This is a genomic window from Methylotenera sp. L2L1 (assembly GCF_000744605.1).
Classification (GTDB): domain Bacteria; phylum Pseudomonadota; class Gammaproteobacteria; order Burkholderiales; family Methylophilaceae; genus Methylotenera.
This window is the reverse complement of the sequence record NZ_JQMG01000001.1, coordinates 2511388-2536825: the sequence shown is the minus strand read 5'-3', so window position 1 is coordinate 2536825 and position 25438 is coordinate 2511388. Positions and strand designations below refer to the sequence as shown.

Annotated in this window: 27 protein-coding genes; 6 read left to right on the top strand and 21 right to left on the bottom strand. The window is 43.5% G+C overall.

Going from position 1 to position 25438, the window contains the following annotated elements; translation table 11 throughout:
- Nucleotides 1-127 precede the first annotated feature (127 nt).
- Nucleotides 128-580, top strand: coding sequence for a glycine zipper domain-containing protein (locus FG24_RS11950; RefSeq protein WP_036303643.1), 453 nt, complete (start codon nucleotides 128-130; stop codon nucleotides 578-580).
- A gap of 66 nt (nucleotides 581-646) precedes the next feature.
- Here FG24_RS11950 and FG24_RS12985 read toward each other — a convergent pair whose 3' ends face one another.
- From FG24_RS12985 to cmk, 6 genes are all read right to left on the bottom strand, one after another.
- Nucleotides 647-1378, bottom strand: a complete 732-nt coding sequence (locus tag FG24_RS12985; protein ID WP_036303642.1) for a ComEA family DNA-binding protein — start codon at nucleotides 1376-1378, stop codon at nucleotides 647-649.
- Between the two features lie 115 nt (nucleotides 1379-1493).
- Complete coding sequence (gene pyrF / locus FG24_RS11940) at nucleotides 1494-2216, bottom strand: orotidine-5'-phosphate decarboxylase (protein WP_036303641.1); 723 nt, start codon at nucleotides 2214-2216, stop codon at nucleotides 1494-1496.
- A 16-nt stretch (nucleotides 2217-2232) separates the two neighbouring features.
- Nucleotides 2233-3405 (bottom strand): lipopolysaccharide assembly protein LapB, encoded by a 1173-nt coding sequence (gene lapB, locus FG24_RS11935; protein WP_036303640.1) that lies wholly within the window; start codon nucleotides 3403-3405, stop codon nucleotides 2233-2235.
- Nucleotides 3406-3601: 196 nt separating this feature from the next.
- Nucleotides 3602-3883: an integration host factor subunit beta gene (locus FG24_RS11930; RefSeq protein WP_015832458.1), complete on the bottom strand. Its 282-nt coding sequence runs from the start codon at nucleotides 3881-3883 to the stop codon at nucleotides 3602-3604.
- 44 nt (nucleotides 3884-3927) lie between these two features.
- Nucleotides 3928-5430: a 30S ribosomal protein S1 gene (rpsA, locus tag FG24_RS11925; protein ID WP_019897969.1), complete on the bottom strand. Its 1503-nt coding sequence runs from the start codon at nucleotides 5428-5430 to the stop codon at nucleotides 3928-3930.
- 299 nt (nucleotides 5431-5729) lie between these two features.
- On the bottom strand, nucleotides 5730-6425 hold the full coding sequence (gene cmk, locus FG24_RS11920; protein ID WP_051901541.1) for a (d)CMP kinase: 696 nt from the start codon (nucleotides 6423-6425) through the stop codon (nucleotides 5730-5732).
- A gap of 99 nt (nucleotides 6426-6524) precedes the next feature.
- Between cmk and FG24_RS11915 the strand changes: the two genes are divergently transcribed.
- The gene (locus tag FG24_RS11915; protein WP_036303638.1) at nucleotides 6525-6749 is read left to right on the top strand and encodes a DUF2061 domain-containing protein; all 225 of its coding nucleotides are present in this window, start codon (nucleotides 6525-6527) and stop codon (nucleotides 6747-6749) included.
- A 70-nt stretch (nucleotides 6750-6819) separates the two neighbouring features.
- Here FG24_RS11915 and aroA read toward each other — a convergent pair whose 3' ends face one another.
- From aroA to FG24_RS11875, 8 genes are all read right to left on the bottom strand, one after another.
- Nucleotides 6820-8118: a 3-phosphoshikimate 1-carboxyvinyltransferase gene (aroA, locus tag FG24_RS11910; protein WP_036303637.1), complete on the bottom strand. Its 1299-nt coding sequence runs from the start codon at nucleotides 8116-8118 to the stop codon at nucleotides 6820-6822.
- A gap of 70 nt (nucleotides 8119-8188) precedes the next feature.
- Complete coding sequence (locus tag FG24_RS11905) at nucleotides 8189-9070, bottom strand: prephenate dehydrogenase (protein WP_036303636.1); 882 nt, start codon at nucleotides 9068-9070, stop codon at nucleotides 8189-8191.
- A gap of 63 nt (nucleotides 9071-9133) precedes the next feature.
- Nucleotides 9134-9910: an arginyltransferase gene (locus FG24_RS11900; protein ID WP_036303635.1), complete on the bottom strand. Its 777-nt coding sequence runs from the start codon at nucleotides 9908-9910 to the stop codon at nucleotides 9134-9136.
- 21 nt (nucleotides 9911-9931) lie between these two features.
- Complete coding sequence (gene aat / locus FG24_RS11895; protein WP_051901540.1) at nucleotides 9932-10687, bottom strand: leucyl/phenylalanyl-tRNA--protein transferase; 756 nt, start codon at nucleotides 10685-10687, stop codon at nucleotides 9932-9934.
- 144 nt (nucleotides 10688-10831) lie between these two features.
- On the bottom strand, nucleotides 10832-11383 hold the full coding sequence (locus tag FG24_RS11890) for a GNAT family N-acetyltransferase (RefSeq protein WP_051901539.1): 552 nt from the start codon (nucleotides 11381-11383) through the stop codon (nucleotides 10832-10834).
- A gap of 63 nt (nucleotides 11384-11446) precedes the next feature.
- Entirely contained in the window at nucleotides 11447-11830 is a 384-nt protein-coding gene (locus tag FG24_RS11885) for a TfoX/Sxy family protein (RefSeq protein ID WP_036303634.1), read from the bottom strand.
- A 65-nt stretch (nucleotides 11831-11895) separates the two neighbouring features.
- A complete protein-coding gene (locus FG24_RS11880) occupies nucleotides 11896-12255 on the bottom strand; it encodes a hypothetical protein (protein ID WP_036303633.1) in 360 nt (119 codons plus the stop codon).
- Between the two features lie 317 nt (nucleotides 12256-12572).
- Entirely contained in the window at nucleotides 12573-13172 is a 600-nt protein-coding gene (locus FG24_RS11875) for an exopolysaccharide biosynthesis protein (protein ID WP_235189772.1), read from the bottom strand.
- A gap of 237 nt (nucleotides 13173-13409) precedes the next feature.
- Between FG24_RS11875 and FG24_RS11870 the strand changes: the two genes are divergently transcribed.
- Both FG24_RS11870 and FG24_RS11865 read left to right on the top strand, forming a co-directional pair.
- Entirely contained in the window at nucleotides 13410-15560 is a 2151-nt protein-coding gene (locus tag FG24_RS11870) for a YgiQ family radical SAM protein (protein WP_051901538.1), read from the top strand.
- Nucleotides 15561-15599: 39 nt separating this feature from the next.
- Nucleotides 15600-16451 carry a TraB/GumN family protein gene (locus FG24_RS11865; protein WP_081881010.1) on the top strand — a complete coding sequence of 284 codons (852 nt, stop codon included), beginning with the start codon at nucleotides 15600-15602 and terminating at the stop codon, nucleotides 16449-16451.
- Nucleotides 16452-16470: 19 nt separating this feature from the next.
- On the opposite strand, the gene FG24_RS11860 is transcribed toward FG24_RS11865, so the two are convergent.
- The 4 genes from FG24_RS11860 to aqpZ all read right to left on the bottom strand — a co-directional run bounded on the left by FG24_RS11860 (nucleotide 16471) and on the right by aqpZ (nucleotide 19318).
- A complete protein-coding gene (locus FG24_RS11860; protein ID WP_036303629.1) occupies nucleotides 16471-17055 on the bottom strand; it encodes a lipocalin family protein in 585 nt (194 codons plus the stop codon).
- A 91-nt stretch (nucleotides 17056-17146) separates the two neighbouring features.
- Nucleotides 17147-17731, bottom strand: a complete 585-nt coding sequence (locus FG24_RS11855) for a DUF502 domain-containing protein (protein ID WP_036303627.1) — start codon at nucleotides 17729-17731, stop codon at nucleotides 17147-17149.
- Between the two features lie 73 nt (nucleotides 17732-17804).
- On the bottom strand, nucleotides 17805-18533 hold the full coding sequence (locus FG24_RS11850) for a 16S rRNA pseudouridine(516) synthase (RefSeq protein WP_036304345.1): 729 nt from the start codon (nucleotides 18531-18533) through the stop codon (nucleotides 17805-17807).
- A gap of 95 nt (nucleotides 18534-18628) precedes the next feature.
- Entirely contained in the window at nucleotides 18629-19318 is a 690-nt protein-coding gene (gene aqpZ / locus FG24_RS11845) for an aquaporin Z (RefSeq protein ID WP_036303626.1), read from the bottom strand.
- A 141-nt stretch (nucleotides 19319-19459) separates the two neighbouring features.
- Between aqpZ and FG24_RS11840 the strand changes: the two genes are divergently transcribed.
- On the top strand, nucleotides 19460-20251 hold the full coding sequence (locus tag FG24_RS11840; RefSeq protein ID WP_036303625.1) for a TrmH family RNA methyltransferase: 792 nt from the start codon (nucleotides 19460-19462) through the stop codon (nucleotides 20249-20251).
- A gap of 30 nt (nucleotides 20252-20281) precedes the next feature.
- Complete coding sequence (locus FG24_RS11835; RefSeq protein ID WP_036303624.1) at nucleotides 20282-20782, top strand: pilin; 501 nt, start codon at nucleotides 20282-20284, stop codon at nucleotides 20780-20782.
- A gap of 217 nt (nucleotides 20783-20999) precedes the next feature.
- Here the strand turns inward: FG24_RS11835 and hslO are convergent, their stop codons facing one another.
- The 3 genes from hslO to gluQRS all read right to left on the bottom strand — a co-directional run bounded on the left by hslO (nucleotide 21000) and on the right by gluQRS (nucleotide 25435).
- Nucleotides 21000-21911, bottom strand: a complete 912-nt coding sequence (hslO, locus tag FG24_RS11830) for an Hsp33 family molecular chaperone HslO (protein ID WP_036303623.1) — start codon at nucleotides 21909-21911, stop codon at nucleotides 21000-21002.
- 292 nt (nucleotides 21912-22203) lie between these two features.
- The gene (locus FG24_RS11825; RefSeq protein ID WP_036303622.1) at nucleotides 22204-24444 is read right to left on the bottom strand and encodes a TonB-dependent receptor; all 2241 of its coding nucleotides are present in this window, start codon (nucleotides 24442-24444) and stop codon (nucleotides 22204-22206) included.
- 106 nt (nucleotides 24445-24550) lie between these two features.
- Complete coding sequence (gene gluQRS, locus FG24_RS11820) at nucleotides 24551-25435, bottom strand: tRNA glutamyl-Q(34) synthetase GluQRS (RefSeq protein ID WP_036303621.1); 885 nt, start codon at nucleotides 25433-25435, stop codon at nucleotides 24551-24553.
- Between the last annotated feature and the right edge of the window lie 3 nt (nucleotides 25436-25438).

The following is a 25438-nucleotide window of genomic DNA, read 5'->3' as shown; positions in this document are numbered from 1 at the left end:
ATTTATTAAACTTATTTTCCTGTTGGCAATCTACAGGAAGATTGCAATAAACTGGTAGTTGTGAATAAAGCTTGGGCTTGTATACTAAAAGTTGTACAAGCTTATTTAAATTAAGAAGGAATTTTAAATGAAATATATGAATGCTACGTTGTTAGCAATGTTACTGCTTTCAGGGCAATCAATGGCTGCAGATAGTAATGCCAAAACTGCAATTGGTGGTGGCTTAGGAGCCGCAGCAGGTACCGCTATTGGTAGCGTGGTTGGTGGTAGCACAGCTGAGATTGTTGGCGGCGCTGTAGGTGGCGGTCTTGGTGGTGCAGTCACAACCAAGGGTAAAGGACAAGCTGGCGCAGTGATTGGTGGTGCGGCAGGCGGTGCTGGTGGTGCTTATGTTGGCCGTCAAGTAAGTGGTAGTACTGCTGGTGCAGTGGTGGGAGCGGCTGCGGGCGGTGCTGGTGGTGCGGTGGTGGGTAAGGTGATTGATGAGCCTGCACCTAGAACTCGCGGTGGCGATTACAAACGTAAGCACAAACATGGTAAAGGCCACCACAAAAATAAACATAAAGGCCATGATGATTAAATAATCGAGTGAGATTTAGACAATAAAAAAGCCGCGATTAGCGGCTTTTTTATTGTCGTTCGAAAACTACTCTTTTTTATCAGCAGCAGCTTTTTTGTCTGTACTTGTTGATTTCTTTGTTTTGCTTTCTGTTTTTGTATCTTTTTTGTCAGTTGCTTTCTTATCAGCCTTTGCTGGTTTCTCTGCTTTCGCTGGCTTGGCTTCTTTGGTGTCAGCAGATTTACCTGAAGTAGCCGCTTTTTCTGTGCCTACTGCCTGGGTCTCTTTAGCTGGTTTGTCTGCTTTAGCCGCTTTTTTCTCAGCAGTTGCTTTAACTTCTTTAGTGCCGGCAGATTTGCCTGAAGTAGCTGCTTTTTCTGTGCCTACTGCTAGGGTCTCTTTGGCTGGTTTGTCTGCTTTAGTAGCCTTTTTCTCAGTAGTCGACTTCACTTCTTTTGTGCTGGCAGTTTTGCCTGTGGCGGCCGTTTTTTCTGTGCTCACCGCTTTAGGAGCTTTAGCTGGCTTGCTATCGTTTGCTTTAGCGTCTGTTATTACGGCTGTAGATTTACCGCTGATTGAGACGTCTTTTCGCACGCTTTGCAGGGTGGCTGCACCAACGCCATCTACTTTTTCGAGTTCATCTACTGATTTGAAGTTACCATTCTTTTTGCGGTAATCAATAATTGCTTGTGCTTTTACTGGGCCAATACCGTTGAGGGACTCCAGTTCGGCTTGAGTTGCTGTGTTGATGTTCACTGCGGCTAGCGCACTGATACTAAAGCTTAAGAAAACAAATAATGCTAGTAACATTTTTTTCATTTTAATCTCCGTTATGTTCTCAGGCTGTTTATTAATATTGTCTTAAAAATTAAACAATGTGATGCCCATCATAGCTTAAACAGTGAATATCAAACAAGCTCAATACAATGATAGGTTAAGACACGCACTCGGCATGAATCGCTTCTAATGCTTTTAGCGGGTTTGCTGCCTGCGTGATAGGTCTGCCTATTACTAGATAGCTAGACCCCATGTTTAGTGCATCTGCAGGGGTGACAACGCGCGACTGGTCATCTTTGTTGGCATTGGCAGGGCGAATGCCTGGAGTTACCAAGCAAAAGTCACTACCTAATTTAGCGCGTAATATTTCGGCTTCTAACGCTGAGCAAACCACGCCATCCAAGCCTGCTTGTTTAGTGAGCGTTGCCAGATTCAATACATGGGTGGCGATATCTGTTTGGATGCCGATTTGATTTAAGGCTTGCTGATTCATGCTGGTGAGCACGGTAACCGCAATAAGGAGAGGTTGGGTTGAGCTGCTATCTACCGCCTGCTTAGCTGCTTGCATCATCTCGGTGCCGCCACTGGCGTGCACATTGAGCATCCACACCCCTAAATTACTTGCCGCAGAGCAAGCTTTAGCAACAGTATTAGGGATGTCATGAAATTTTAAATCTAAAAATACACCGAAACTTGAGCGCGTTAGGGTCTCAACAAACTGTGGGCCCGCACTGGTAAATAGCTCTTTGCCAACTTTTAAGCGGCAAAGGGCAGGGTCTAATTGCGCTACTAGTTTTAGCGCGCTTGCGCTGTCGGCATAATCGAGCGCAACAATGATTTTTGGGTCAAGTTGTTGAGTGGTATGTAATGAAGTGGTCATAGTGTGTATCGTTTAATTAAACAGCAGTTGGTTCTGATGGAAGCGCTTCCCACGCATTGCAAGCTGGGCATTGCCAGTGGTGATATTTAGCTTTAAAGCCGCATTGTTCACAATGGTAGGCAGTTTTGTTGCCTATCGCATGGCGAACCGCCTGTTGCATGAGTTGCGTATCCTGCAGGTTGCTAAGTTCTGGTTGGCTGGTCTCAACAATGGCGCGTGCCTGTAGCAGTAAGTCCAACGTGTTTAAGCTAGGCATTTTGATCAGTTCAGTGCGTGCCAGTTTAGCTGCGTTTTCCGCACCTTCTTCTACTAAAGTAGCTTCATATAATACGTTAAGTAATGAACTGAGTTGGTATGTTTGTAAGTACGTGTTTAATAGAGCTAACCCTTCTGATGTTGCATTCAAAGCACGGTAACTTGTCAGCAACTTTGGTGCGATGAGACCTAAGTACTCTGGTTGTTGAAACTCTACACGCTTCCAAGTAGAGATGGCAGTTTTATGCTCACCAGCTTCAGCTTCCAGATCTCCGAGTAATACATTTGCACGCACGCAGTTCTTATTTGCGCTCAGCGCTAAGTCCAATTCAAATCTTGCACTGTGAGTATCATTGGCGAGCTTGGATTTAACTGCCATTTCGCAATAGTAGTGCGAAATCTCAATTCTAAAAGGTACACCAGATAGTCGTTCTAGTTCTGTTGCTGCCTTGATTGCACGTTCCCACTCACGTTCACGTACATAGATTTCAAGTAATGCGCGTAGTGCTGGTTGGCGATAACGGTCATCATCTAAAGTCTCAAACAGTTCTTCAGCGCGATCAAGCAAGCCAGCTTTCAGGTAGTCTTGAGCGAGCTCTGCGGTTACAGCAAGTTTCTGCTGTGGTTCAAGTTCTTTTTTTGAGAGCAAATTAAGGTGTAAATGAATTGCGCGGTCAACTTCACCACGTCTTCTGAATAGGCTACCTAATGCGAAATGCAGCTCAAGTGAATCTGTATTTGCTTGCACAGCCTCTGAAAAAGCTTCAATCGCTTTATCGTGCTGATTGGTGATGAGAAAATTAAGACCTTTGAAGTAGGCGGCTGGCAGGGCGGTTGATTCAGCCAGTAGTTGTTTAAGGTCAACACGTGCGGCTATCCAGCCTAAGCTAAAGAATAAAGGTAATGCTAATAGCCACCAGAACTCAAATTCCATTTTATTCTACTTTATTAATTGATTAAGGTTGTTGTGTTAAGCGTATAAGGCGCTTGTCAATAAAGCGATGCGATATCTAAATATGATTATGAGGGTTAACTCAAAACAAACGTTATTTTACCTTAATTGTATATCTCATCATAAAAAAAACGGCAACCAAATGGTTGCCGTTTAGACTGGAACTTAAAAGCAAATGCTAGCTTAAATCCACACGTTCACGTAATTCTTTACCAGCTTTGAAGTGAGGTACATGTTTTTCAGGTACCTCAACTTTGCTGCCAGTTTTTGGGTTGCGACCCAAACGCGGTGGACGATAATTTAAGCTAAAGCTGCCAAAGCCTCTTATTTCAATGCGTTCGCCTGTCGCTAGGTTGTCAGACATTGCGTCTAATATTGCCTTCACTGAAAGCTCTGCATCTTTCATCACTAATTGCGGAAAACGTTCTGCAAGTAGTGTGATTAGCTCAGATTTTGTCATGCTTATATGCCTTTTTTTCTTGATACTAAATAATAACGGGCTAATTATTTCTTGCTGTCTAACTTGGCTTTTAACAATGCGCCAAGGTTAGTTGTACCAGCAGCCGCGCCGTCATCAGGCATTGGAGCAGGTTCTTTTGTTTTAGCAGATTTAGCTTTAGGTTTAGCATCTGATTTTTCTTCAGAAGTTGCGCCTGAAGGATCAGCAGACAATTGTTTAACGCCTAGAGAAATACGCTCTTTCTCAACGTCGATAGCTAAGATCACAGCTTGCAACTCGTCACCTTTTTTGAAGTTACGGATTGCTTCTTCGCCAGTTTGTGTCCATGACAAGTCTGACAAGTGAACTAAACCATCGATGCCACCTGGCAAGCCAATGAACACGCCGAAGTCAGTGATAGATTTGATTTGGCCTGAAACTTTGTCGCCTTTAGCGTGAGTTGCAGAGAAATCATCCCAAGGGTTAGCTTGGCATTGTTTCATACCTAATGATAAACGACGACGTGCTTCGTCGATCTCAAGAATCATTACTTCAACTTCGTCGCCTAATTGAGCGATTTTGCCTGGGTGAATGTTTTTGTTTGTCCAGTCCATTTCTGAAACGTGAACTAAACCTTCGATACCTGGTTCGATTTCAACGAAAGCACCGTAGTCAGTCAAGTTAGACACTTTACCGAACAAGCGTGTGCTTACTGGGTAACGGCGTGTTAATGCAACCCATGGGTCGTCGCCTAATTGTTTGATACCTAGTGAAACACGGTTTTTCTCTTGATCGAATTTCAATACTTTAGCTTCAACTTCTTCACCCACTGTTAATACTTCTGATGGGTGTTTTACACGACGCCATGCCAAGTCTGTGATGTGTAGCAAGCCATCGATGCCACCTAAGTCTACGAACGCGCCGTAGTCAGTAATATTTTTAACGATACCTTTAACAACAGCACCTTCAGCCAATGTACCTAGTAAAGCTTCGCGGTCAGCACCAGCAGAAACTTCCATTACAGCACGGCGTGAAACAACGATGTTGTTACGTTTACGGTCTAGTTTGATCACTTTCAAATCACATTCTTTGTTTTCGAATGGAGTAGTGTCTTTAACTGGACGTACGTCAACCAATGAACCTGGCAAGAATGCCATGATGCCGTTTACAGATACGCGTAAACCGCCTTTAACTTTACCGCTTACGAAACCTTTGATGATGCGGCCTTCGTTCATTGCATCTTCAAGATCCAACCATGTTTCCATGCGTTTAGCTTTTTCGCGTGAAAGTACAGTTGAACCGAAGCCGTCTTCTAGCTTCTCAATTGCTACTTTAACAAAGTCGCCCACTTGAACTTCAAGTTCACCTTGAGCATTACGGAATTCATCAGCGTTGATAACGCTTTCAGATTTAAGACCTGCGTTAACGATCACATGATCATTATCAACAGAAACAACTTCAGCAGTGATCACTTCGCCAGAACGCATTTCTTGGCGAGCTAAGCTTTCTTCAAAAAGCGCAGCAAAAGATTCCATAGATGAAGCAGTAGAATTAGAAGTAGAAGCCATTAATTAAAATTACCTAAAATATCCCACCTAGCAGTGGGGTAGTTAAAAAGCTACGAATCGGTGCGATGCGTAGGACGATACCGAGTTTATGCAACCCAAAGATGGAATTATAACTAAAACATTGAAAAATAAAAGACTATTTACAAATTTTTGCTAATAATTTTGATATAAATAATACTATTTTTGGCGAAATCAAGATGTTGCGTTGTAATCTTGATTTTATTTCGAAATGCGAATGGCCTTAATTTTAATATGGATAGTATTAAGTTTTAAGCGAAACCCTCTAAAAATATGCGTTTTTAGTCAGTTGTAACGTTCTTATACGCATTTAAAACGGTATTGACAGCATCTGCGATGCCTAGATTGTCAGTTTCCAGCAAAATTGCATTTTCAGCCATCACTAAGGGAGCGCTGGCTCGACCTTTGTCTCTGGCATCACGTTCTTGTAAATCCTGCAAAATGTTTTCATAGTTAGCGGGCTGATTTTTGCCTAGTAGTTGCTTGTAACGGCGTTCTGCTCTAATTTCAGTCGATGCAGTAAGAAATATCTTGAGCGGTGCAAATGGAAAAATCACTGTGCCCATATCACGGCCATCTGCAACTAAGCCTGGTACTTGATGAAAGCTATGTTGTAAATCGATTAAGGCTGCTCTTACTGGTGCATGTACTGCGACTTGTGACGCACCTTTACCCATTAGTTCTGTGCGAATCTCATTTGAAATGTCATGCTCGTTTAAGAATACCTGATCATTTTTGAATTTGATATTTAGTGATTTTGCGCATTCTGCTACGGCATTGGCATCGTCCCACGCAATGCCATTTTGTTGTGCGGCATAAGCAACAACGCGATATAGCGCGCCAGAGTCTAAATAGGCAAACCCAAGCTTATCTGCAACCAATTGTGCGACAGTGCCTTTACCAGACGCAGAGGGGCCATCGATGGTAATGACTGGGATATGTTGTAATTGCGTTGTATTCACTTGCGTTTTATTCATTTGTAAAATTTATCGTAGTGTTAATAACAATTAATTAGATTTAATTGTTGCTTGGGTGGATGATAGCCTCATTGCAGTTAGCAAATTCTGGAGAGCAACATGACTAAAACATTTTCATTTGCGATTTTACACTTTACCGTTGCGTTTACGGTAGGTTATTTATTGACTGGCAGTGCCATGGTAGGCGGTATGCTTGCTGTCATTGAGCCTGCTTGTAACACGGTTGTATTCCATTTTCATGAAAAGGCTTGGAAGCGGTTTGCTGAAGCCGATCCTCAAATGAATGCTGGCGCTGTCAAGGCTGGTTGGCTTCATATTCATTAATTGTGCATGTTCAAAAAAATAACTGTCATGAAGCCAAGTTGATTTAGCAACGAGGTTTAAGCGATTAATTTTAAGCAATTAATTTCTTAAACTCGGCAAAATAGTTGGGGAACGTTTTCGCGACGCAATTGGGGTCATTAATCGTAATCGGTACGCCGCCTAAGCTCACTAGTGAGAAGCACATCGCCATGCGGTGGTCGTCATAAGTATCAATCACTGCGTTTGGTATAAGTTTTTCTGGAGGGGTGATGCTAATGTAATCAGTACCTTCTTCAACAATTGCACCTACCTTGCGTAGTTCAGTTGCCATCGCAGCGATGCGGTCAGTTTCTTTCACGCGCCAGCTTGCGATGTTACGTAAGGTGCTGGTGCGCTCTTCATTTGTTTCACCTTGGGCAAAAAGTGCGACAATCGCCAGCGTCATGGCAGCATCTGGAATGTGGTTGCAGTCAATATCAATCGTGTTGATATTGACTGCTTTAGTTGCAGTAATATGGTTATCACCGTAGCTGATATTGCCGCCCATCAGTGCTAGTGCATCTGCGAAACGCACATCGCCTTGAATACTGTCTTTACCTAAGCCTGCTACCGACACGTTACCTGCAATTGCACCTGCTGCTAAGAAATATGAGGCGCTTGATGCATCGCCCTCGACAAAAATTTCCTTGGGTGAAGAGTAGTGGCTATTGGCAGGAATGGTGAAACTTTGCCAACCGTTACGCTCAACTTTGACGCCAAATTTTGCCATGAGGTTGAGTGTAATCTCAATGTAAGGTTTGGAGATGAGTTCACCCACGACTTCAATCGTGGCTTGTTGCTTGGTCAATGGTAATGCCATGAGCAGGGCGGTTAAAAACTGGCTAGAGACATCACCGCGAATTTTAATGGATTTGGATAAGTCAATTTGAGGCGTAGCAATCTTTAATGGCGGAAAGCCATCATTGCCTAAGTATTGAATATCTGCACCAGCCTGTTTTAAGGCATCAACTAAGTCACCAATTGGACGCTCATGCATACGTGGGACGCCTGATAGTGTGTATGCGCCACCAGCTAGAGCCAATGCTGCGGTGAGGGGTCTGAAAGCCGTACCGGCATTGCCTAAAAATAGGTCAGCCTCTTTGTTGGGGAAGTTGCCACTGCAACCCACTACACGCCATGCATTATCAGCAAAGTTCTCTAGTTTTACACCTAAAGTCTCCAGTGCCTCCAGCATGCGTGATGTGTCGTCTGATGCTAGTAGGTCGCGAATTTCGGTGGTGCCATGAGATAACGCAGCAAGCAGCAATGTGCGGTTTGAAATACTTTTTGAGCCAGGTAGGGTTATCGTGCCTTGTGCCTGACTGCTAGCTGCGAGTGTAAGTTGTTCCATGATTAATTCTTTAGCTTTGTGTGATTACGCATTAAGTTTGTAATTTTAGAAAATGACAGTGCTTAACAAGTTATTGTTCTTTAAGTTTTGCCCAGTTGTTCCGAGCGATGCTGGCACGTTCAAACAATGCATGTAAGGCATCGCCGTCGTCTTGTTCCAACATTTGTTTTAGTCTAGATAGTTCGTTCTGATATGCGGTGATTTCATTGAGTAGTGCTGTTTTGTTAGCCAAGCTAATGTCACGCCACATTTCCGGATGGCTACCCGCAATACGGGTAAAGTCTCTAAAGCCGCTGGCAGCAAATCCAAATAGTTGCTCTGCATTAGCGCGTGAAGCAATGTCATCTACCAGCGCGAAAGCGAGTAGGTGTGGAAGGTGGCTAACGGCGGCAAAGATACCATCGTGTGTTTCTGCTGGCATTTCAGTGACATTTGCGCCACAGTGTTGCCATAGTTCACGAACACGTTGAACCGCATTTTCGTTAGTGCTGTTAGTTGGTGTTAATACTACATTTTTGTTGATGTATAAATCTGCGGTTGCTGCTGTCACACCGCTCTTTTCAGCGCCCGCAATCGGGTGCCCACCCACAAACTGCGTAAATTGCTCACCTAAGATTTCTTTTGCGCATGCGAGGACATCACTTTTAGTGCTGCCTGCGTCAGTGACCACGGTATCTGCATGCAGGTGTGGTTTGATGGCGTTTAGAATCAGTGGTGTTTGTGCAACTGGCGCAGCAATTAATACGATGTCCGCGTGCAAAAGTGCTTCAGCGATGTTGCTGGTTGCCGTATCAATGACGTTTAAATCGATGGCTGTTTGCAGACTTTCGCTAGATCGACCAACGCCTACAATTTCTGCCGAGCTTCCTGCTTTTTTTAGTGCAGATGCAACAGAGCCGCCGATAAGACCTACGCCAAAAATAACGAGTTTTTTTAGAACCTGATTTTTCAAAGCATATTCATTCTTTTATTAATATGCCCAATTGTAGCATTGAACCTTATTTTTCTGCTTTAGCTAAAGTTGATGTGCTGATTTGATCCATTCGCCGTCGATGAGTTTCTCTAGCGGTTTAAAGTTTTGTTTATAAGCCATTTTTTTGCTGTCTTTAATCCAATAGCCTAAATATAGATAGGGCAACCCTAACTCTTTAGCCCAAAGTGTTTGCCATAACACGTTGTAAGTGCCATAACTGGCACGTTTACTAGAGTCGCCATAGCTGGTTGTGCTGTCGTTAGTTTCATAAAAGGTATAAACGGCCGATATGCCATCCCGGACAATATCGATGACACTAACCATTTTAAGTTGCCCATTTTCTCGAAACTCAACCATGACACTTTCTACGTTGGACTGGCATAAAAAGCTTTGGTATTGCTCAACATCGCTTTCTGGGGAGGTTGTTTCAGCTTGTATTTTGTCTTCACTATGACGGGCACGTTGGTAGCTTGCGTACAGAGCATAGTGTTCTTCATGAAAGCCTATCGGTAGTATGGTGGTAGTGAGGTGGTGGTGCTGTTTAAAAGCACGTTTCTGGCTACGGTTTGGGCTGAACTTATCTAAAATAATTCTGACTGGTATGCATTCTTGGCAGTTTTCACAGTGCGGTCTATAGGAGAATTTTCCGCTACGTCTAAAGCCTTGTTGAATTAGTCCGCTGTATACCTTTGCGTCGACTAAGTGCTGCGGTGCGGCAATTAAACTTTGTGCCATTTTGTTTGGCAGGTAGCCGCAGGTGTAGCCCGTGGTGACGTAAAACTGCAGTTTGTGCAGCGGTGTATCGCTAGGTAAACTCATGGTAAAAGTATAACTCTATTTTTAATCGATGTTGCTAAGTCTGGCGTGTGTTAATTGAGTATTTGCTACGCTAGTATCTTCTGTAGCTTGGCCCATTGTTAGTTTTTTTAGTTGAAATGCAAATGCTACACGGTTAATCTCACGTGCGCCAAAATTGGCTAAGTGTGCTGTTTTCATTTGGCAGTCGATAAGACCCACCCCTTGTGCCGTGATATGTTGTACTAGGCTTGTAAAAGCTACTTTGGAGGCATCTGTTTTGTGATGGAACATGCTTTCACCATAAAACATATTGCCTATGCGTACGCCATAGCAACCGCCGACTAATTGGTTGTCGAAATAAGACTCTGCTGAAATGGCAAACCCTGCCTCATGTAATCTGCAGTAAGCTTCAATAATATCTTGTGTAATCCAGGTGCCGGCTTGTTGAGCGCGTGTCGTAGCGCTACAGGCGGTGATGACCTCGCGAAATGCAGTATTGAACCTAACCTCGAAAACTTTTTTCTTCAGCGTTTTCTGTAGCGAGTTTGATATTTTTAGCTCGTTTGGAAATAACACCATGCGTGGGTTAGGGCTCCACCAAAGGATAGGCTCGCCATCACTAAACCAGGGAAAGATGCCTTGATGATAAGCAGCGAGTAAGCGCGGTAGAGATAAATCTCCGCCGATCGCCACCAAGCCATTGGGGTCTGTTAGTGCTTCGGTCAGTGGCGGGAAATCACAATCACCGTCAACACTGGCAACCCGACCGTTGGGTAGTTGATAGTATCCGTTGCTCATAAACGTAGTCTTGATTTTCTAGCTTCTGCCATATTGCGCTGAACATACAACATCTTGCGCATCATCCCTTAGAAGCGTTATTTAAATGTAAGTTTTAAATATAAAGTAATAACGTAGCTTGATGAAGCTGTTTAAGCTACATTTTTACGATTCTTGCTTGAATGGTGGGTTAGCTGGTACCTTTTCCAACCACAAAACCTGGATGCCAGTGACTATTGGCTGACCGACACCGGCTGACACTGGATATTCCTCTACCTGCCCGGTAAGAGCATAACCGCGTCGTTCGTAGAAAGCTAAGAGTTCTGGCCGTGAAGATAAAACCGAAATTTTGAGTACAGAAGCATCGTAATGTTCAATGGCATACGCCTCTGCGTGAAGTAACAATTGCTTACCAAGACCTTGCGCTTGCATTGTTGGATTAGTCGCCAGCATGCCAATGTAAGCACTGGACTGACCACCTTGCACATGCACACATGCTACGATATCTTGCCCAAGACGTAAGAGCAAAATCGTAGATTGTTCGTGAAATAGGGAAAGCACTTGTTCGGTGGAAATTCTCTCACCAGCAATTAGATTTGCTTCATGTGTCCAGCCCGCTTCCTGCGAAGAAGGTCGGTAGGCTCTGTTCACGAGGGCTGCAATTTCTTTAGCGTCGGCTTTGCAAGCGATACTTAGTTCAAGTGATAGGGCTTCCATGACTTAAATCTGGCTAACGTTTGAGTTAATGGGGGCAGTTAGGCACCCGGCTTGAATGATGGATTAGGTTTCATGTCTATGACGGCTCCGAACAGACTTTGCTTTTGATGCGTCAGCACGTAGAGCAGCTTCAAACGAGCGTCGCGCCCAGAGCGCTGCTTCATTGGCGTCTTCAAGCACGATCTCTGGAGCCTGATAGTAGGACAATCCAATAACTTTTCCCTGTCGAACATATTCGAATTGACTAAGCCCTTGGTCTCGAAAATCTGCAGAGTTTTCGGTATCGGCCTTCAAGTACAGGGTTTCCTGAGAAACTAAACCGAACATAATTCCATCGTGAAAGACGCCATAGCCAGAGAACATTCGGCGTAAGGAGATTGATCCGAACAGTCGAAAAACATCGGTCAAATGTTGTGTAAATTCGTCTAGTGCTGCCTGGGTACGCATGAAGACTTAACGTTAGGGTTAAAGGGCTGGCTTTAGACAGTCCCGCTTGAATGATGGGTTCGATATCACCACGGCCAATTTCCAATTTTACAGGGAACTTCGCTACTGAGCCATTTGGAGAACTCTTCTGCTTGAAACCTTTTGTCTGCGCCAATTGTTAATCGAATGGGCTCCTTGCCTCGCCAGAACCAGCGTTTAACCAAGCGAAGCAATATTTCCCAAACATCGTTTGCTCGGTAGTAAATAGTTACGACGTCACCAGCGCGCGAAACGAAAATATATGTTCCCATACTTTCGCTATCACCGTCATTGAGTAGTGGGTAACCAAATTTCTCATACAAAGCGTTTGGGGCCACTTCAGCAATCAGCTCAGGCCCGGTCATTCCCCAAAACGCAGTTAGGTCGAGTTTGTATTCAGGTGACATAAATATCTAACAGTAATTATAGAGACCTATAGGTCTCTATATGAATAAATGGAAAATGGATATATGGCCGGATCTCGTTGCACTTTCTTATTTTTGTGTCCTGAGTTTCATTAATATAGAGGCAATGAGTCATTGCCAAATGATTCTAGACGAAGTTGCTTTGTATGGGAAGTTTTTGACTTCTTGAATGATTGCTTTGGGCTTTAAGATTAGTCACTCGTAATTTCATTACTTCAAAAATAATCGCATTTTTAAGAAAAATATAGAAGCTCAGTATTAGCCTACAAATTTTTAGGGTATGTCTATGTGCACAGGGTTTAAAGTATTTTAAAGAAAGCTAATGCTTTTTCACCAAAGTACCATAGCGCAAAAAAGAATGCGCTGAAATAGATTGCTGTGACGATGAGCCAAAAGAATGCAATAAAGTACATCAGCCCATCATCTTCCAGCTCTCCTATGCAGTAAAACAGTATAGCCAAGCCGGGTAAAAAATTATTGAATGGTAATACTCCAAAAGGGATTGCCATTAATCCGCCAGCTGCCAGTAAGATAAAGCCCCCAATTTTTTGACCGCGTCTTCCTTCGGCAATCCGTGGGTAGCGTGGTTTACTGATTCTTCTGCATAAATCCAAAATTTTCAGGCAGACTTTAGCTAAAGTTCTCCAAGTTTTTTCATTAAATTCAATTGCTAATATTTTTTTTGGCAATACAGGGGATTCATGGCCACGTAATAATTGCCAGCCTAACGTGCCAAAAGCTATTCCGCCAAGCACGGTAAATGGGCCTAATGGGATGGGTTGTAAAAATGGCAGTACCAGTATGATGCAAATGAATGCATAACCTGCTTCATCTAGCGTATCTAAGGCCTCACCGATGGTTAAGGGTTTGTCTTTTGCATTTTCTGCAAATTGATGCAAAGTTTTTACTAGATCCGCGTAACTAAGCATAAGTTTTAATATGATTTCATCGATAGTTTGTGGCTATATTGTATGTAATATCGGGTGTGATTGTGGTTAAAAAGTAAGATTAAATTTATTAAGTTTGCTTTCTAAATGGATTGAACTATAAAAAAAGCTTCTTAATCATATGATTAGCGCGTAAAATGCGCGCACTTTTATCGATTTATAGCAGATACCTTGGAACAATACTCAACAATGTTAGCAAAACCTATTCCTAGCTATCGCCCTTATTGGGCGAAGCGGTTTGGGCCTGCGCCAATTTTACCGATGTCACGTGCCGAAATGGACGCTCTTGGCTGGGATAGTTGCGACATTATTTTGATTACTGGGGATGCTTACATTGATCATCCTAGCTTTGGCATGGCTTTAGTCGGACGCCTGTTAGAAGCGCAAGGTTTTAGAGTAGGGATTATTGCGCAACCTGATTGGCAAAACGCCAATGCGTTTAAAGTGTTAGGTAAGCCTAACCTTTACTTTGGAGTCACTGCGGGCAATATGGATAGCATGGTGAATCGCTATACGGCGGATAGAAAAATCCGTAGCGATGACGCCTACACGCCTGATGCTGCAGCTAACAAGCGCCCGGACCGTGCGGTGCTGGTGTATAGCCAACGTTGCCGTGAGGCATATTCTGATGTGCCGCTGGTGGTAGGTAGTATTGAGGCGAGTTTGCGGCGTATTGCGCATTATGACTATTGGTCAGATAAAGTGCGCCGTAGCATTTTAGTGGATTCTAAAGCCGATATTTTATTGTACGGAAACGCAGAGCGCGCGTTGGTTGAACTTAGCCACAGAATTGCGAAAGGCGAGAAAGTTGCCGATATTCAAGATATCCGCGGCACTGCTTTTTTACGTAAAAAGATTCCAGACGGCTGGAGTGAGATAGAAAGTACCAAGCTTGATCGTCCTGGTGCAGTAGATAAACCAGTTGACCCATATGAAATGAAAATGGGTAAATCTGACGCTAGCTGTGCTACGGATGATGCTAATAAAACAGAATTGCCTGATGGCGTAAGCGCCATTGAAATCGTGCCCAACCTCAGGTTAAAAGCGCCTAAGGCGGATAGATCTAAGCAAGTGGTGCGTTTGCCTGCGTTTGAAGAGGTGGCGAATGACCCAGTGTTATATGCTCATGCATCAAGAGTATTGCACTTAGAAGCTAACCCGGGCAATGCGCGTGCTTTGGTACAAAAGCATGGTGACAGAGAAGTGTGGCTGAATCCGCCACCAATCCCGCTCACTACCAAAGAGATGGACTATGTGTATGACATGCCGTATGCACGTAAGCCGCACCCTGCGTATAAAGATGCAAAAATCCCTGCTTGGGAGATGATACGCTTTAGCGTGAACATCATGCGCGGCTGCTTTGGCGGTTGTACCTTCTGTAGCATTACTGAACATGAAGGCCGCATTATTCAGAGCAGAAGTGAAGCTTCTATCCTTAAAGAAGTGGAAGAAATTCGAGATAAGGTCGAAGGTTTTACTGGGGTGATTTCAGACTTAGGCGGGCCTACTGCCAATATGTACCGTATTGCATGTAAATCTGAATCCATCGAGAAAAACTGCCGTAAGTTAAGCTGCGTTTACCCTGGCGTGTGTGAAAACTTAAATACTGATCATAGCGCTTTGATACAGTTGTACCGTAAAGCGCGCGCGCTTAAAGGTGTGAAGAAAATTCTGATTGGTTCTGGTCTGCGCTACGACTTGGCAGTGAAGTCACCCGAATATGTAAAAGAGCTGGTACAGCACCATGTAGGCGGCTATCTGAAAATTGCGCCTGAGCATTCAGAAGAAAACGTGCTGAGCAAAATGATGAAGCCGGGCATGGGTGCTTATGACGAATTTAAAGCCATGTTTGAGAAGTTCAGTGCCGAAGCCGGTAAGAAGCAATATTTGATTCCGTATTTTATTGCTGCGCACCCGGGCACTACGGATGATGACATGCTTAATTTGGCATTGTGGTTAAAGAAATATGACTTTAAATTAGACCAAGTGCAAACGTTTACGCCTACGCCAATGGCAATGGCAACCGCAATGTATCACTCAGGCAAAAATCCTTTGCGTAAAGTGACGGCGGATTCTGATGATGTGCCTATCCCAAAAGCAGGCAATGTACGTAAATTACATAAAGCCTTTATTCGCTATCATGACCCTAATAACTGGCCAATGTTACGCGAAGCATTAAAGAAAATGGGGCGTGACGATTTAATTGGTAGTGGCAAGCATTGTTTGATTCCTGCTTGGCAACCACTTTCAACTAAGCCGGTGACGACGGTGCGCGGTGAGCAATTAGAGCGAACTGTGCGGCCTAGACGCACCACAGAGAAAAAGCGTAAATACTCTTAAGCAATGTTGCATGAGGGTGATGTAATTTTAAGGTCATGGATGCTTAATATTTGCAAAACCCTCATTTATGCTGTATTGCTTTGTTTACTCAATACAGCAGCTTTTGCTGAGCAAGGGCTGTTCTGGAAGGCTGAGTCTAACTCAAGTAAACCTATCTATCTGTTTGGTACGATTCATACTGACGATAACCGCGTCACTGACTTTTCTCCTCAAGTCATCGCAGCATTAGAATCAGTCGATGTTTTTATGATGGAAGTTGAGCCATCTAAAAACACGACTATTTTGCAGATGCAAGATACTAACCTCAGCACAATGTTGAGTGCGCAGGAGTTAGAACAAGTATATGCATTAGCTGACTTTCATGTGATGCATCGGGAAGCCGCGTTACGTACCAAACCTTGGCTATTAGCTGTGGTGTTTGATTCGCCAAGACCATTAACGCCTTATGCGCAAGATAATTTACTGATGCGCTTGGCTGAAGACTCAGGTAAAGAGGTTGTTGGCTTAGAAACTGCGGTTGAGCATTTTTCTGCGATGGATGGTTTAAGTCGTGATGAGCAAGTGGCTTTTTTACGCAAGGTGTTAAAGCGCAGTCAGCAAACTAAAGAGCGTGATTACGAGCGGCTAGTTAAAGCTTACCTAAAAGGCGACGCAGATAAAATTTATGCAATGAACGATGAGATGACAGGCCGTATGCTACCTGCGGATTTGTGGGCGCGTATGCGTGTTAAATTGTTAGACGAGCGTAACTTGGTGATGGCTGAGCGTATGCTAGCTAAAGCACAAAATGCAAGCCTGTTTGTCGCAGTAGGCGCTTCACACCTTGCTGGTAAAACTGGATTAATTGCTGCATTGAAACAAGCGGGTTACACCTTGAGCGCTGTTAAATAACAATTAAGTCAGCACGTAACTAATGCGTTACGTGGCGCCCAGCTTCGTAGTTGACCACTTCTGGCGACTGATTTACGTAAATCAATTTATCTGTTGCGAATCCAAGCTCTTTGGCTTGCGCAATTAAGTGTTGCTTAATTGGGTAGGATAATTGTGGCGTACGTGAAAGTATCCAGAAGTAAGATTTATCCGGACCGCAAATCATCACGTAGTTGTAATAAGGTTTATCTAGTTCGATAATGTTATACGCACCATAGAATGGCCCAAAGAACGAGACTTTTAGCTTACCTGTGTTGGTTTTATCTGCGTTAGCGGGATCAATAAAATAGGCCTTGCCAACAGCCTCTTTCCATTCTTTAGTTTTTGGATTGAATCCACGATTAATCACCTTTATCCCACCATCGTCACGTAGGCTGTATGTTGCAGTTACGTTATCTAAACCACGTTCAAAGCTATGATCCAGCCGTGCAACTTCATACCATGTACCTAGATACTGGTTTGCATCAAAGCTTTCTATCACTTTTACCTTATCGGGTACGCCCATGCATGAAGAAAGCAGTAGGCAGATAGATATAAGTAAGTAGCGTATGTTGAACTGTGTCATGGTGAGCGAGTCTAATCTTTTTTGTAGTTAGCAGTCTGACTGTTAAGCGATTTAAAAATTCTATCGCTAGCTTTTAAATCATTGGCTGGCATTAGTCTGGCTTAGACATCCACGCAAATAGTGATGAACTCATCACTTCTTCGACCGACATATCAATCGGTGTTAACCAGTCACGCGGTACAAAAACAGTATAACCACCAATCATATAGCCCATAGGTAAATACACGGCAACACGGTCGCCCTGAATAAACCCTTCTGGTAGGCCATCTGTATTTTTTCTGGTGATTAAGCCAACTATTTCAAGCGGGTGCCCCGGAACCTTTAAAGTTACCGCCTGCTGTGAGCTGCCTTTTTTATGCGGGGCAAAATAATCTGCAAAACTTTTTAATGACGAATAGATGCTTTTTACAACCGGTAGGTTTGTAAATGGAAACTCGATGAGTGAGAGCACTTTGTATATGTATTTGTGGGAGACGAGGTAGCCCAGTAGCACGATGCCGCCTAAACCCAACATTAGGCCTAAGCCTGGGATGTAGAAGTCACCTATGATGGGGCGCACCCACCACATGGCGATATGTTCAGCCCACGTTAAGAACGCATACAGTAGATATACAGTAAGCCCTAATGGCAACGCTGTAAGTAGGCCGCGAAAGAAGTATTGATAAATGCGTTTCATAGGGCTTCCGTTCTAAATGGCATATAACATGCTGTTGGTTGCGGGTGCTGCGTGAAGGCTGTCAATGTATGAATTACTGGCTCTGATTCTCTGCCTTTAAAGCATTAAGGTCAGCTTCACTTAGCCAGCGCCATTCTCCGAGTTTTAAGTCTTGTGGTAATTCCAAACGCCCGATTTTAATCCGTTTTAATGCATCTACACGGTTGCTAATTGCGGCAACCATGCGCTTAACCTGATGGTACTTACCCTCAGCAAGCGTCATGTGAATCACATGGTCACTGATTTTTGTACAGGCTAAAGCCGCAATCGGTGCATCTTCATCAATTAATTGCACGCCATTGAGAATATGGGCAACTTGCTCATCACTTACCGCATGCTTACAAGTCACTTCATATACTTTAGGCACTTTATGTTTGGGCGAGCTCATGCGATGGATAAATTGACCATCATCAGAAATTAAAATCAGTCCAGTGGTATCTTCATCCAGTCGACCAATACATTGTACGCCGCGCTCAACCAGCGGATGTGGCAGCAGACTATAGATGGTTGGGTGGTGCTGGGTTTTGTGCGAGCATTCGTAGTTGCTAGGTTTATGCATCATGAGGTAAGACTTCTCACGATAGTCCCACGCCTCACCTTTAATGGTGTAGTGCAGGTTCTCCAGCTCAAATGTTGCATCAGGGTCATCGCAGGATTCACCATTAACGGTGACCTCTCCGCTGATGACTAGAATGCGACATAGCTTGCGTGCGCCAAAGCCTTGGTTGTGTAAAATGCGTTCGATAGAAAGTTTTTTAGCCATAGGCGCCATTATAAAGCACAAACAAAAACGTCCGTACGGTTAAGTGCGGACGTTGGTATAGAACTATGCTATTTAGAATTGAGCTGTGCTAGAACTTAATCAGGCTTACTAATGGTTTTGTAAGCCACTGCACCAATCACAGCACCAATGATAGGTGCAATCCAGAACAGCCATAGTTGTTGTAATGCGATGCCACCCTCTATCAATGCAGGGCCGGTGCTACGTGCAGGGTTGACTGAGGTGTTGGTCACAGGGATGCTAATCAAATGAATAAGCACCAATGTGAAGCCGATGGCTAATGGCGCTAAACCTGCTGGTGCACGTTTATCTGTTGCACCCATGATGATAAATAGAAACATGGCAGTCATCACGATTTCTGTGATTAAGCCAGCCATCATGCTGTAACCGTGTGGAGAGTGCTCAGCAAAACCGTTTGATGCTAAACCGCCAGCATACCCCTCCATACCACTGGCAATGGTACGAATCAGCAATGCGGCTAGAATAGCCCCTAATACTTGCGCAATAATATAGTGAGGAAGTTCTTTAGCGTCGAACCGACCACCAGCAACTAGGCCAATAGAGATGGCAGGGTTTAGGTGGCAGCCTGAAATATGGCCGATGGCATAGGCCATGGTGACCACTGTTAAACCAAAAGCAAATGAAACCCCTAGATAACCTAAGCCTAAGTCTGGGATGCCGGCAGCAAGCACTGCGCTGCCACAGCCGCCTAATACCAGCCAGAATGTACCGATTAACTCAGCAAGCGAACGTTTTGATAATGACATAATTCCTCCGATAATATAATGATTATTAGATATTTAATGGATAACATGTATATCAATTGCATCGCTAATTTACTGCAATCGTGATGTGACTACAAGCAAGATTAGGTTAAACTAGGCCTTTATATTGTAAACAATCGTTATATGTCTTTTAAGCACATCGTTTCACGCGACAATCCAGTTTTTAAACAACTTAAGAAGTTTGCCGATAATGCACGAGAGCGTCGTGCTGAAGGCAAAACACTGTTGGATGGCGTGCATCTTATCGAATCCTATATGGCTACGTTTGGTGAGCCTGAATTGGTGATTATTCCAGAAGGTAAAAGTACCGTAGAAGCAACCGGACTTATACAAGCGTTAGTTGATATTCCCACCATCATGCTGCCAACTTTGATGTTTGCTGAGTTGACCCCTGTGACTAACGCAACAGGTATTTTAGCGTTGGTCAAAATACCGCAATTGCCTGTACCTGAGAAGCCAGTGTTTGCATTAATGCTAGAAGACATACAAGACCCAGGTAATATTGGCAGCATGTTGCGCACAGCGGCCGCATCTGGGGTTGAGGCGGTATATTTAAGTACTAGCTGCACCGATGCGTGGTCACCTAAGGCATTGCGAGGCGGGCAGGGTGCGCAATTTGTGTTGCCGATTATCGAGCGCGCGGATTTAGTGAAAACATTGCAGGAGTTTGAAGGTAATAGTTACGCCACGGCCATGCAGGGTGAGTCTCTTTATGCGCAAGATCTATCTGTACCTACCGCATTCGTGATTGGTAACGAGGGTGCAGGGCTACGTAGCCAAACCATTGCTGCCACCACTAAGCGGATTACTATTCCGATGGCACAGACCGCGTTTGGCTCGGTTGAATCTTTAAACGCGGGTGCAGCCACTGCTGTTTGTTTATATGAACGCATGCGGCAGGCCACTTTAATTTAGCCTGATGATTTAAGTATAGGGTCAAAAGATATGCAAATAAAATCTGAGCAATCCAAACCTGTAGTCCGTGGGTTTAGCGTGATAGAAATGATGGTGGTGGTTGCTATTTTAGGCATATTGGCAATGGTGGCGATTCCATCGAGCATGAGTCGCATCATTAAAGAGCAAATTACCGCAGCTTTGCCATTGGCTGATATTGCTAAAGCGCCGATTGCTGCAGCTTGGTCACTTTCTGAGGTAATGTTGGCTGATAATGCAGAAGCCGACCTACCTAGCCCAGACAAAGTGGTGAGTAACTTTATCAGTGCGCTGGAAATTGATAATGGCGCTATTCATCTGACCTTTGGTAATAAAGCACACCCTCAAATTAAAGATAAGGTACTGACACTAAGACCTGCAGTGATTGAGGAGTCTAAAGTAGTGCCGGTGGCTTGGGTGTGTGGCAACGCTAAAGCCCCAGAGAATATGACAGTAAAAGGTGAAAACAGAACTAATATTCCACCAGAGTTTTTGCCTGGCTTATGTAAGTAAAAGATTTTGTGTTAAGTATAAAGATATTGAAGTAAATATTCTGTCAGTCAATACTGGTTTAGCTGATTGGGTGTGGGGGGGGGCTTAGATACCCCAGAGACATCCCAGAAGTCACGGTAGGAATTTTTGTTTAACTGTTTTGATTTACGATTTACTTTAGATGGTTTGATTAAAGAAGCCGTTGTGACAGCTTCTTTAAATCTAGAACATGTTGTTATCAATGTATCTTCGGACTAGGCTTAGTGGCGACTTCACTCACCACTAGCTGTGTAGCGTCTACTTTATCAAAGCTGTAGTGTGCGTTGCAGAAATCACAATTGACTTCAATTTTGCCTTGTTCTTCAATAATGCTTGTAATTTCATCATTACCTAGCATACGTAACATGCCTGAAACGCTTTCGCGTGAGCAACTGCAATAAAATCTGGTATTGCTTGCTTCAAAAAGACGTACATCTTCTTCGTGGAATAAGCGCTTTAATAAAAGCTCTGTTGGTAGATTAAGCAGCTCATCATCTGTGATCGTGCCTGCTAGATGGCCGACGCGGTTCCATGCGTCTAAATCTTGTGCGCTTAAGTCTTCAGTCTGCGTTACCTGATTCATTGTGTCAGGTAGCTTTTGAAGCAGCATGCCAGCAGCAGCGTTGCCGTCGCAATGTAGCCAAATTCTGGTGTCAATCTGCTCAGAGCGCAGCATGTAGTTCTCAAGAATGGTGCTTATGCTATCGCCTTCTAGCGGAACAATCCCCTGATAAGCTTGGCGACCATCTTTAGGATCTAGCGTAATCATAAATTGCCCGTGAGAGATTAGGTCAAACAGGTTCTGTTCATCAGGCACTTCACCTTTCCACTTGGCGGTGGCGCGGATGCCAAACTCAGAGTTGCACTCTACAACTAATAGTTTTAATGCACCTTTGCTTTGAATTTGCAGTACAAGTGAGCCGCTCATTTTGAGGGTTGCCGTCAGCAATGTGCTGGCGGCCATTAATTCACCAAGCGCACGTTTTAAGCCGGCTGGTAAGTGTTGTCTATTTAGGGCCAATTGTAAGGTGCTTGTTAGGTTGACAAGGTTGCCGCGTATAGGCGTGTTTTCAAACACAAAGCGCTGGAGAGTATCTGGTAATTTATTCATCACAGCATTTTAACAGTTGCGTTGATGATTAAAAATATTTGCGTGGATTTTTTTATTTAATTCAGTACGGATATGCGGATAGAGAGTAATGGAAGTTAAATCACTTAAGTCTGTAGATTGCTGATGATTGCTAGGGTGGGGATATCGCGTGATGAAAATCTGATGTAATGCTTAGGTGCTATTTTACTTAAGGTTGATGAAAGCCAGATACAACTTGGCCTAATCAGTTAAGAAGCATTCTCTTAAGTTGATTAGGCCAAGTTTTAAAGCAATATTACTTTTTTATAACTGATTAGAAGTTATAAATCATCGTTGCTCTGCCAGTGATTGGTGAGCCCGGTGTGATGTTGTTGTTGTTATGTGCATACAGCGCATATTCTTTGTTTGTTAAGTTTTCCAAGTTAACTTGTAGGCGCAGTTTTTCACTAAATTTTCCGTAAACCGCTGCGTCAAAACGTGTGTAGCCTGGCATTACAGTGCTTGTTGTCGCTGTAGGTAATGCTGCGTAACGGTCTGATGTGCTAACTACCCCCAAAGCAACTGCCCAGACAGAGTTAATGTCATACCTATTCCACAATGAAAACGTGCGGTTTGGAGTTTGCGCTAATTCACTCCCTTTCAGTATGTCGTTCTGAGGAGTTCTTACACCACTATTGAAAGTAATGATGTCTTTTGTAATTTCTCCCTCTTGGAAAGCTACACCACCGATTACACTCCATTTATCTGTAATGTTACCGGTCATGCCTAGCTCAATACCTTTTGTTTCTTGATTATCTGCCAAGATTTGTTGCGTAACATCACCAGGGTTTGTAATCGCAACGTTTTCACGTTCCAATTTATATACAGCAGCGGTAAATGCTAGTTTAGGGTTGATATCCCATTTTGCACCAATTTCATAGTTAATGAATTTTTCTGGATCAAGATTGCCGTTTGCAAGGCTGGTGCTTAAAAGTTGGTCACCTGCTTGTGGCACATAAGAGATGCTGTAATTACCGTAAAGTGAAACTGCCTCTACAGGTTTAAAGATAAGACCCGCACGTGGAGAGATAAAGCTATCACTTGAGTTAATCTCTTGGTTGTTGAGTTTGTTTGTGAAATCGGTTGCAAACTTATCGTGCCTTAAACCTACAATTGCCTGCCATTTTGATGTTAAAACAATTTGGTCTTGGACATAAAAAGCAGTGACGTCTACATCACTTTTTCTATTGGTTGCCAGCGCTGCAAAAGAAGCAGTGGAAACAAATGGATTGCTTGCCGATACCACGGTAGCAATATTGGATGAACCAGTCGTTGGCTGGTAACGTTTGCCGTATGTTTCTTGGTTGGCTAGTTCCATACCCAATAACATTTTATGTTCGATAGCGCCTGTTTTTACATCAAACATCAAATCTGTTTGATTAATTAAGTTCTTACGATCGGTTTCATCGCGATATGCGCCGAACTGAATTGTGTCAGCATTAGTAACTGAGTTTCTAGCGAAAACATTTTGGTAAAACTTATCGTAATCTGCATAACGTAAGCGGTTACGAACCGTTAGGCCGTTATTGAATGCATGTTCAACCATGGCATTAAAAGCTCTAGTTTCAGTTTCGTTAGGGCTTAGTGCTGCGTTACCAAAAAATTGATCAGTATCGCCAATTTTATAAGGACGATTTTTCAAAGTTGAGTTACCTGCACCGTTTAATGATGGCACACCACGGTCGCTGGTATGTTCATCCTTAAAGTATTCAACACCTAATGTGATTTTAGTTTTATCTGTAGGTTTTACAGTAATGGTTGGTGTCACGCCATAACGTTTAAGCTCTACGCCATCACGGTATGAGTGTGAATTCTCGTGCACTGCATTGATACGGAACGCCGCTACATCATTGATCGCTTGACCAAAATCAACTTGCACACGTCTTTGATCAAAAGCACCGTAGCTAGCTTGTATTTCGCTGATAGGGTCCCAGCCAGCTTCTTTTGACACACGGTTAATTGCACCACCTGCACCGCCACGGCCAAATATCATGCCGTTAGGGCCTTTTAGTACTTCTACGCGGTCTGTATTGTAAACGTCACGATAGGTTTGCACGTCATCACGCACGCCATCTAAAAAGAAGTCGCCTGTAGTTGCATTGCCACGGAAAATCAATGCATCGCGATTACCTTCACCTTGTGCAGCTTGCACACCTGGTACGTAACGTACGGCTTCTGCAATACTTTGCACTGATTGGTCTTTAAGTTGGTCTTGTGTGATGACTGAAATTGCTTGTGGCACATCACGTAGTTCTGTGTCTGTTTTTGTTGAAGCAGAGCTGCGTTTGGCGTTATAGCCTTTTACTGGGCGAGTGTCGCTTAATGCTGGGGCAACAACATCCACTTCTTGAAGTGTGATTTCAGCATTCGGTTCTGCTAATGCAATTAAAGGATTAGTCATTAAAATTGCGCTTGTACCGATTAATACGCCATGAATTGCTAATTTTAATTTAGATACTTTAAATCCATCGTTAGGTTGCTCGTTATCAAGAACCTGCTTGCCAGTAAACTGCATTGCTATCTCCATTTGGTTTATATTTTAAATTTTCCAAATTTTAACACAAATGAGAATTGTTTTTATTCGTAAGTGCAATAAAAATATGCAAGGTCTTTGATTATCATCAAATATTAATGGATTGTTGGTGGCTGATTTTGGAGTTTTGCCAGTTTTGTATAGCCCATTGCCAAACTTCAGGGAGTGAACTTTGCTTAATAGCGAGAGGAGGGTTTTGTCCTAAAAATACTAGTGCATCAAAAATCAATTGTGGTGCATGTTGCTTGTTAATGGGTAATGCAAGGTTTTGTTTGCTGAGCTTTTCACCTTGGTTGTTCACTGCAAGCGGGATGTGCGTGTAAAGTGGCTGATTAAATCCAAGTAATTGTTGTAGATAGATTTGCCTAGGGGTTGAGTTCAGTAGGTCAGCACCACGTACAATATGTGTGATGTGTTGAAGTGCGTCATCAACGACTACTGCTAGCTGATAAGCAAATAATCCATCTGCACGTTTCAGCACAAAGTCACCAATGTCTCGGCTCAGTTGTTGTACTTGGTAGCCCTGTATTGCATCATTAAAGCTCACTATCTCATCTGTCACTTTGACACGCCAGGCATGTTGAGCACGTGGTTGAAGCATGCCACTTCTGCAAGTGCCAGGATAGACAAGACCTTCTATGCCGTTAGTTGCTGAGTCGGCAATCTCTTTGCGTGAGCAACTGCATGCGTAGATAAATCCATTGTTTTGTAACTGATCAAAAGCTTGCTGATAGAGGGATGTGCGCTGACTTTGATAGACGACTTCGCCGCTCCATTCAAAGCCAAATGCGAGCAAAGTATGCAAAATCTCATCCGCTGCACCTTTCATTTCGCGTGGTTTGTCTACATCTTCCATGCGGACTAACCATAGGCCTTGATTAGCTTTTGCTTCGCAGTAGCTTGCGACAGCAGCGACTAGCGAACCAAAATGCAAAGGGCCAGTGGGTGAGGGTGCAAAGCGACCAACGTACATAGC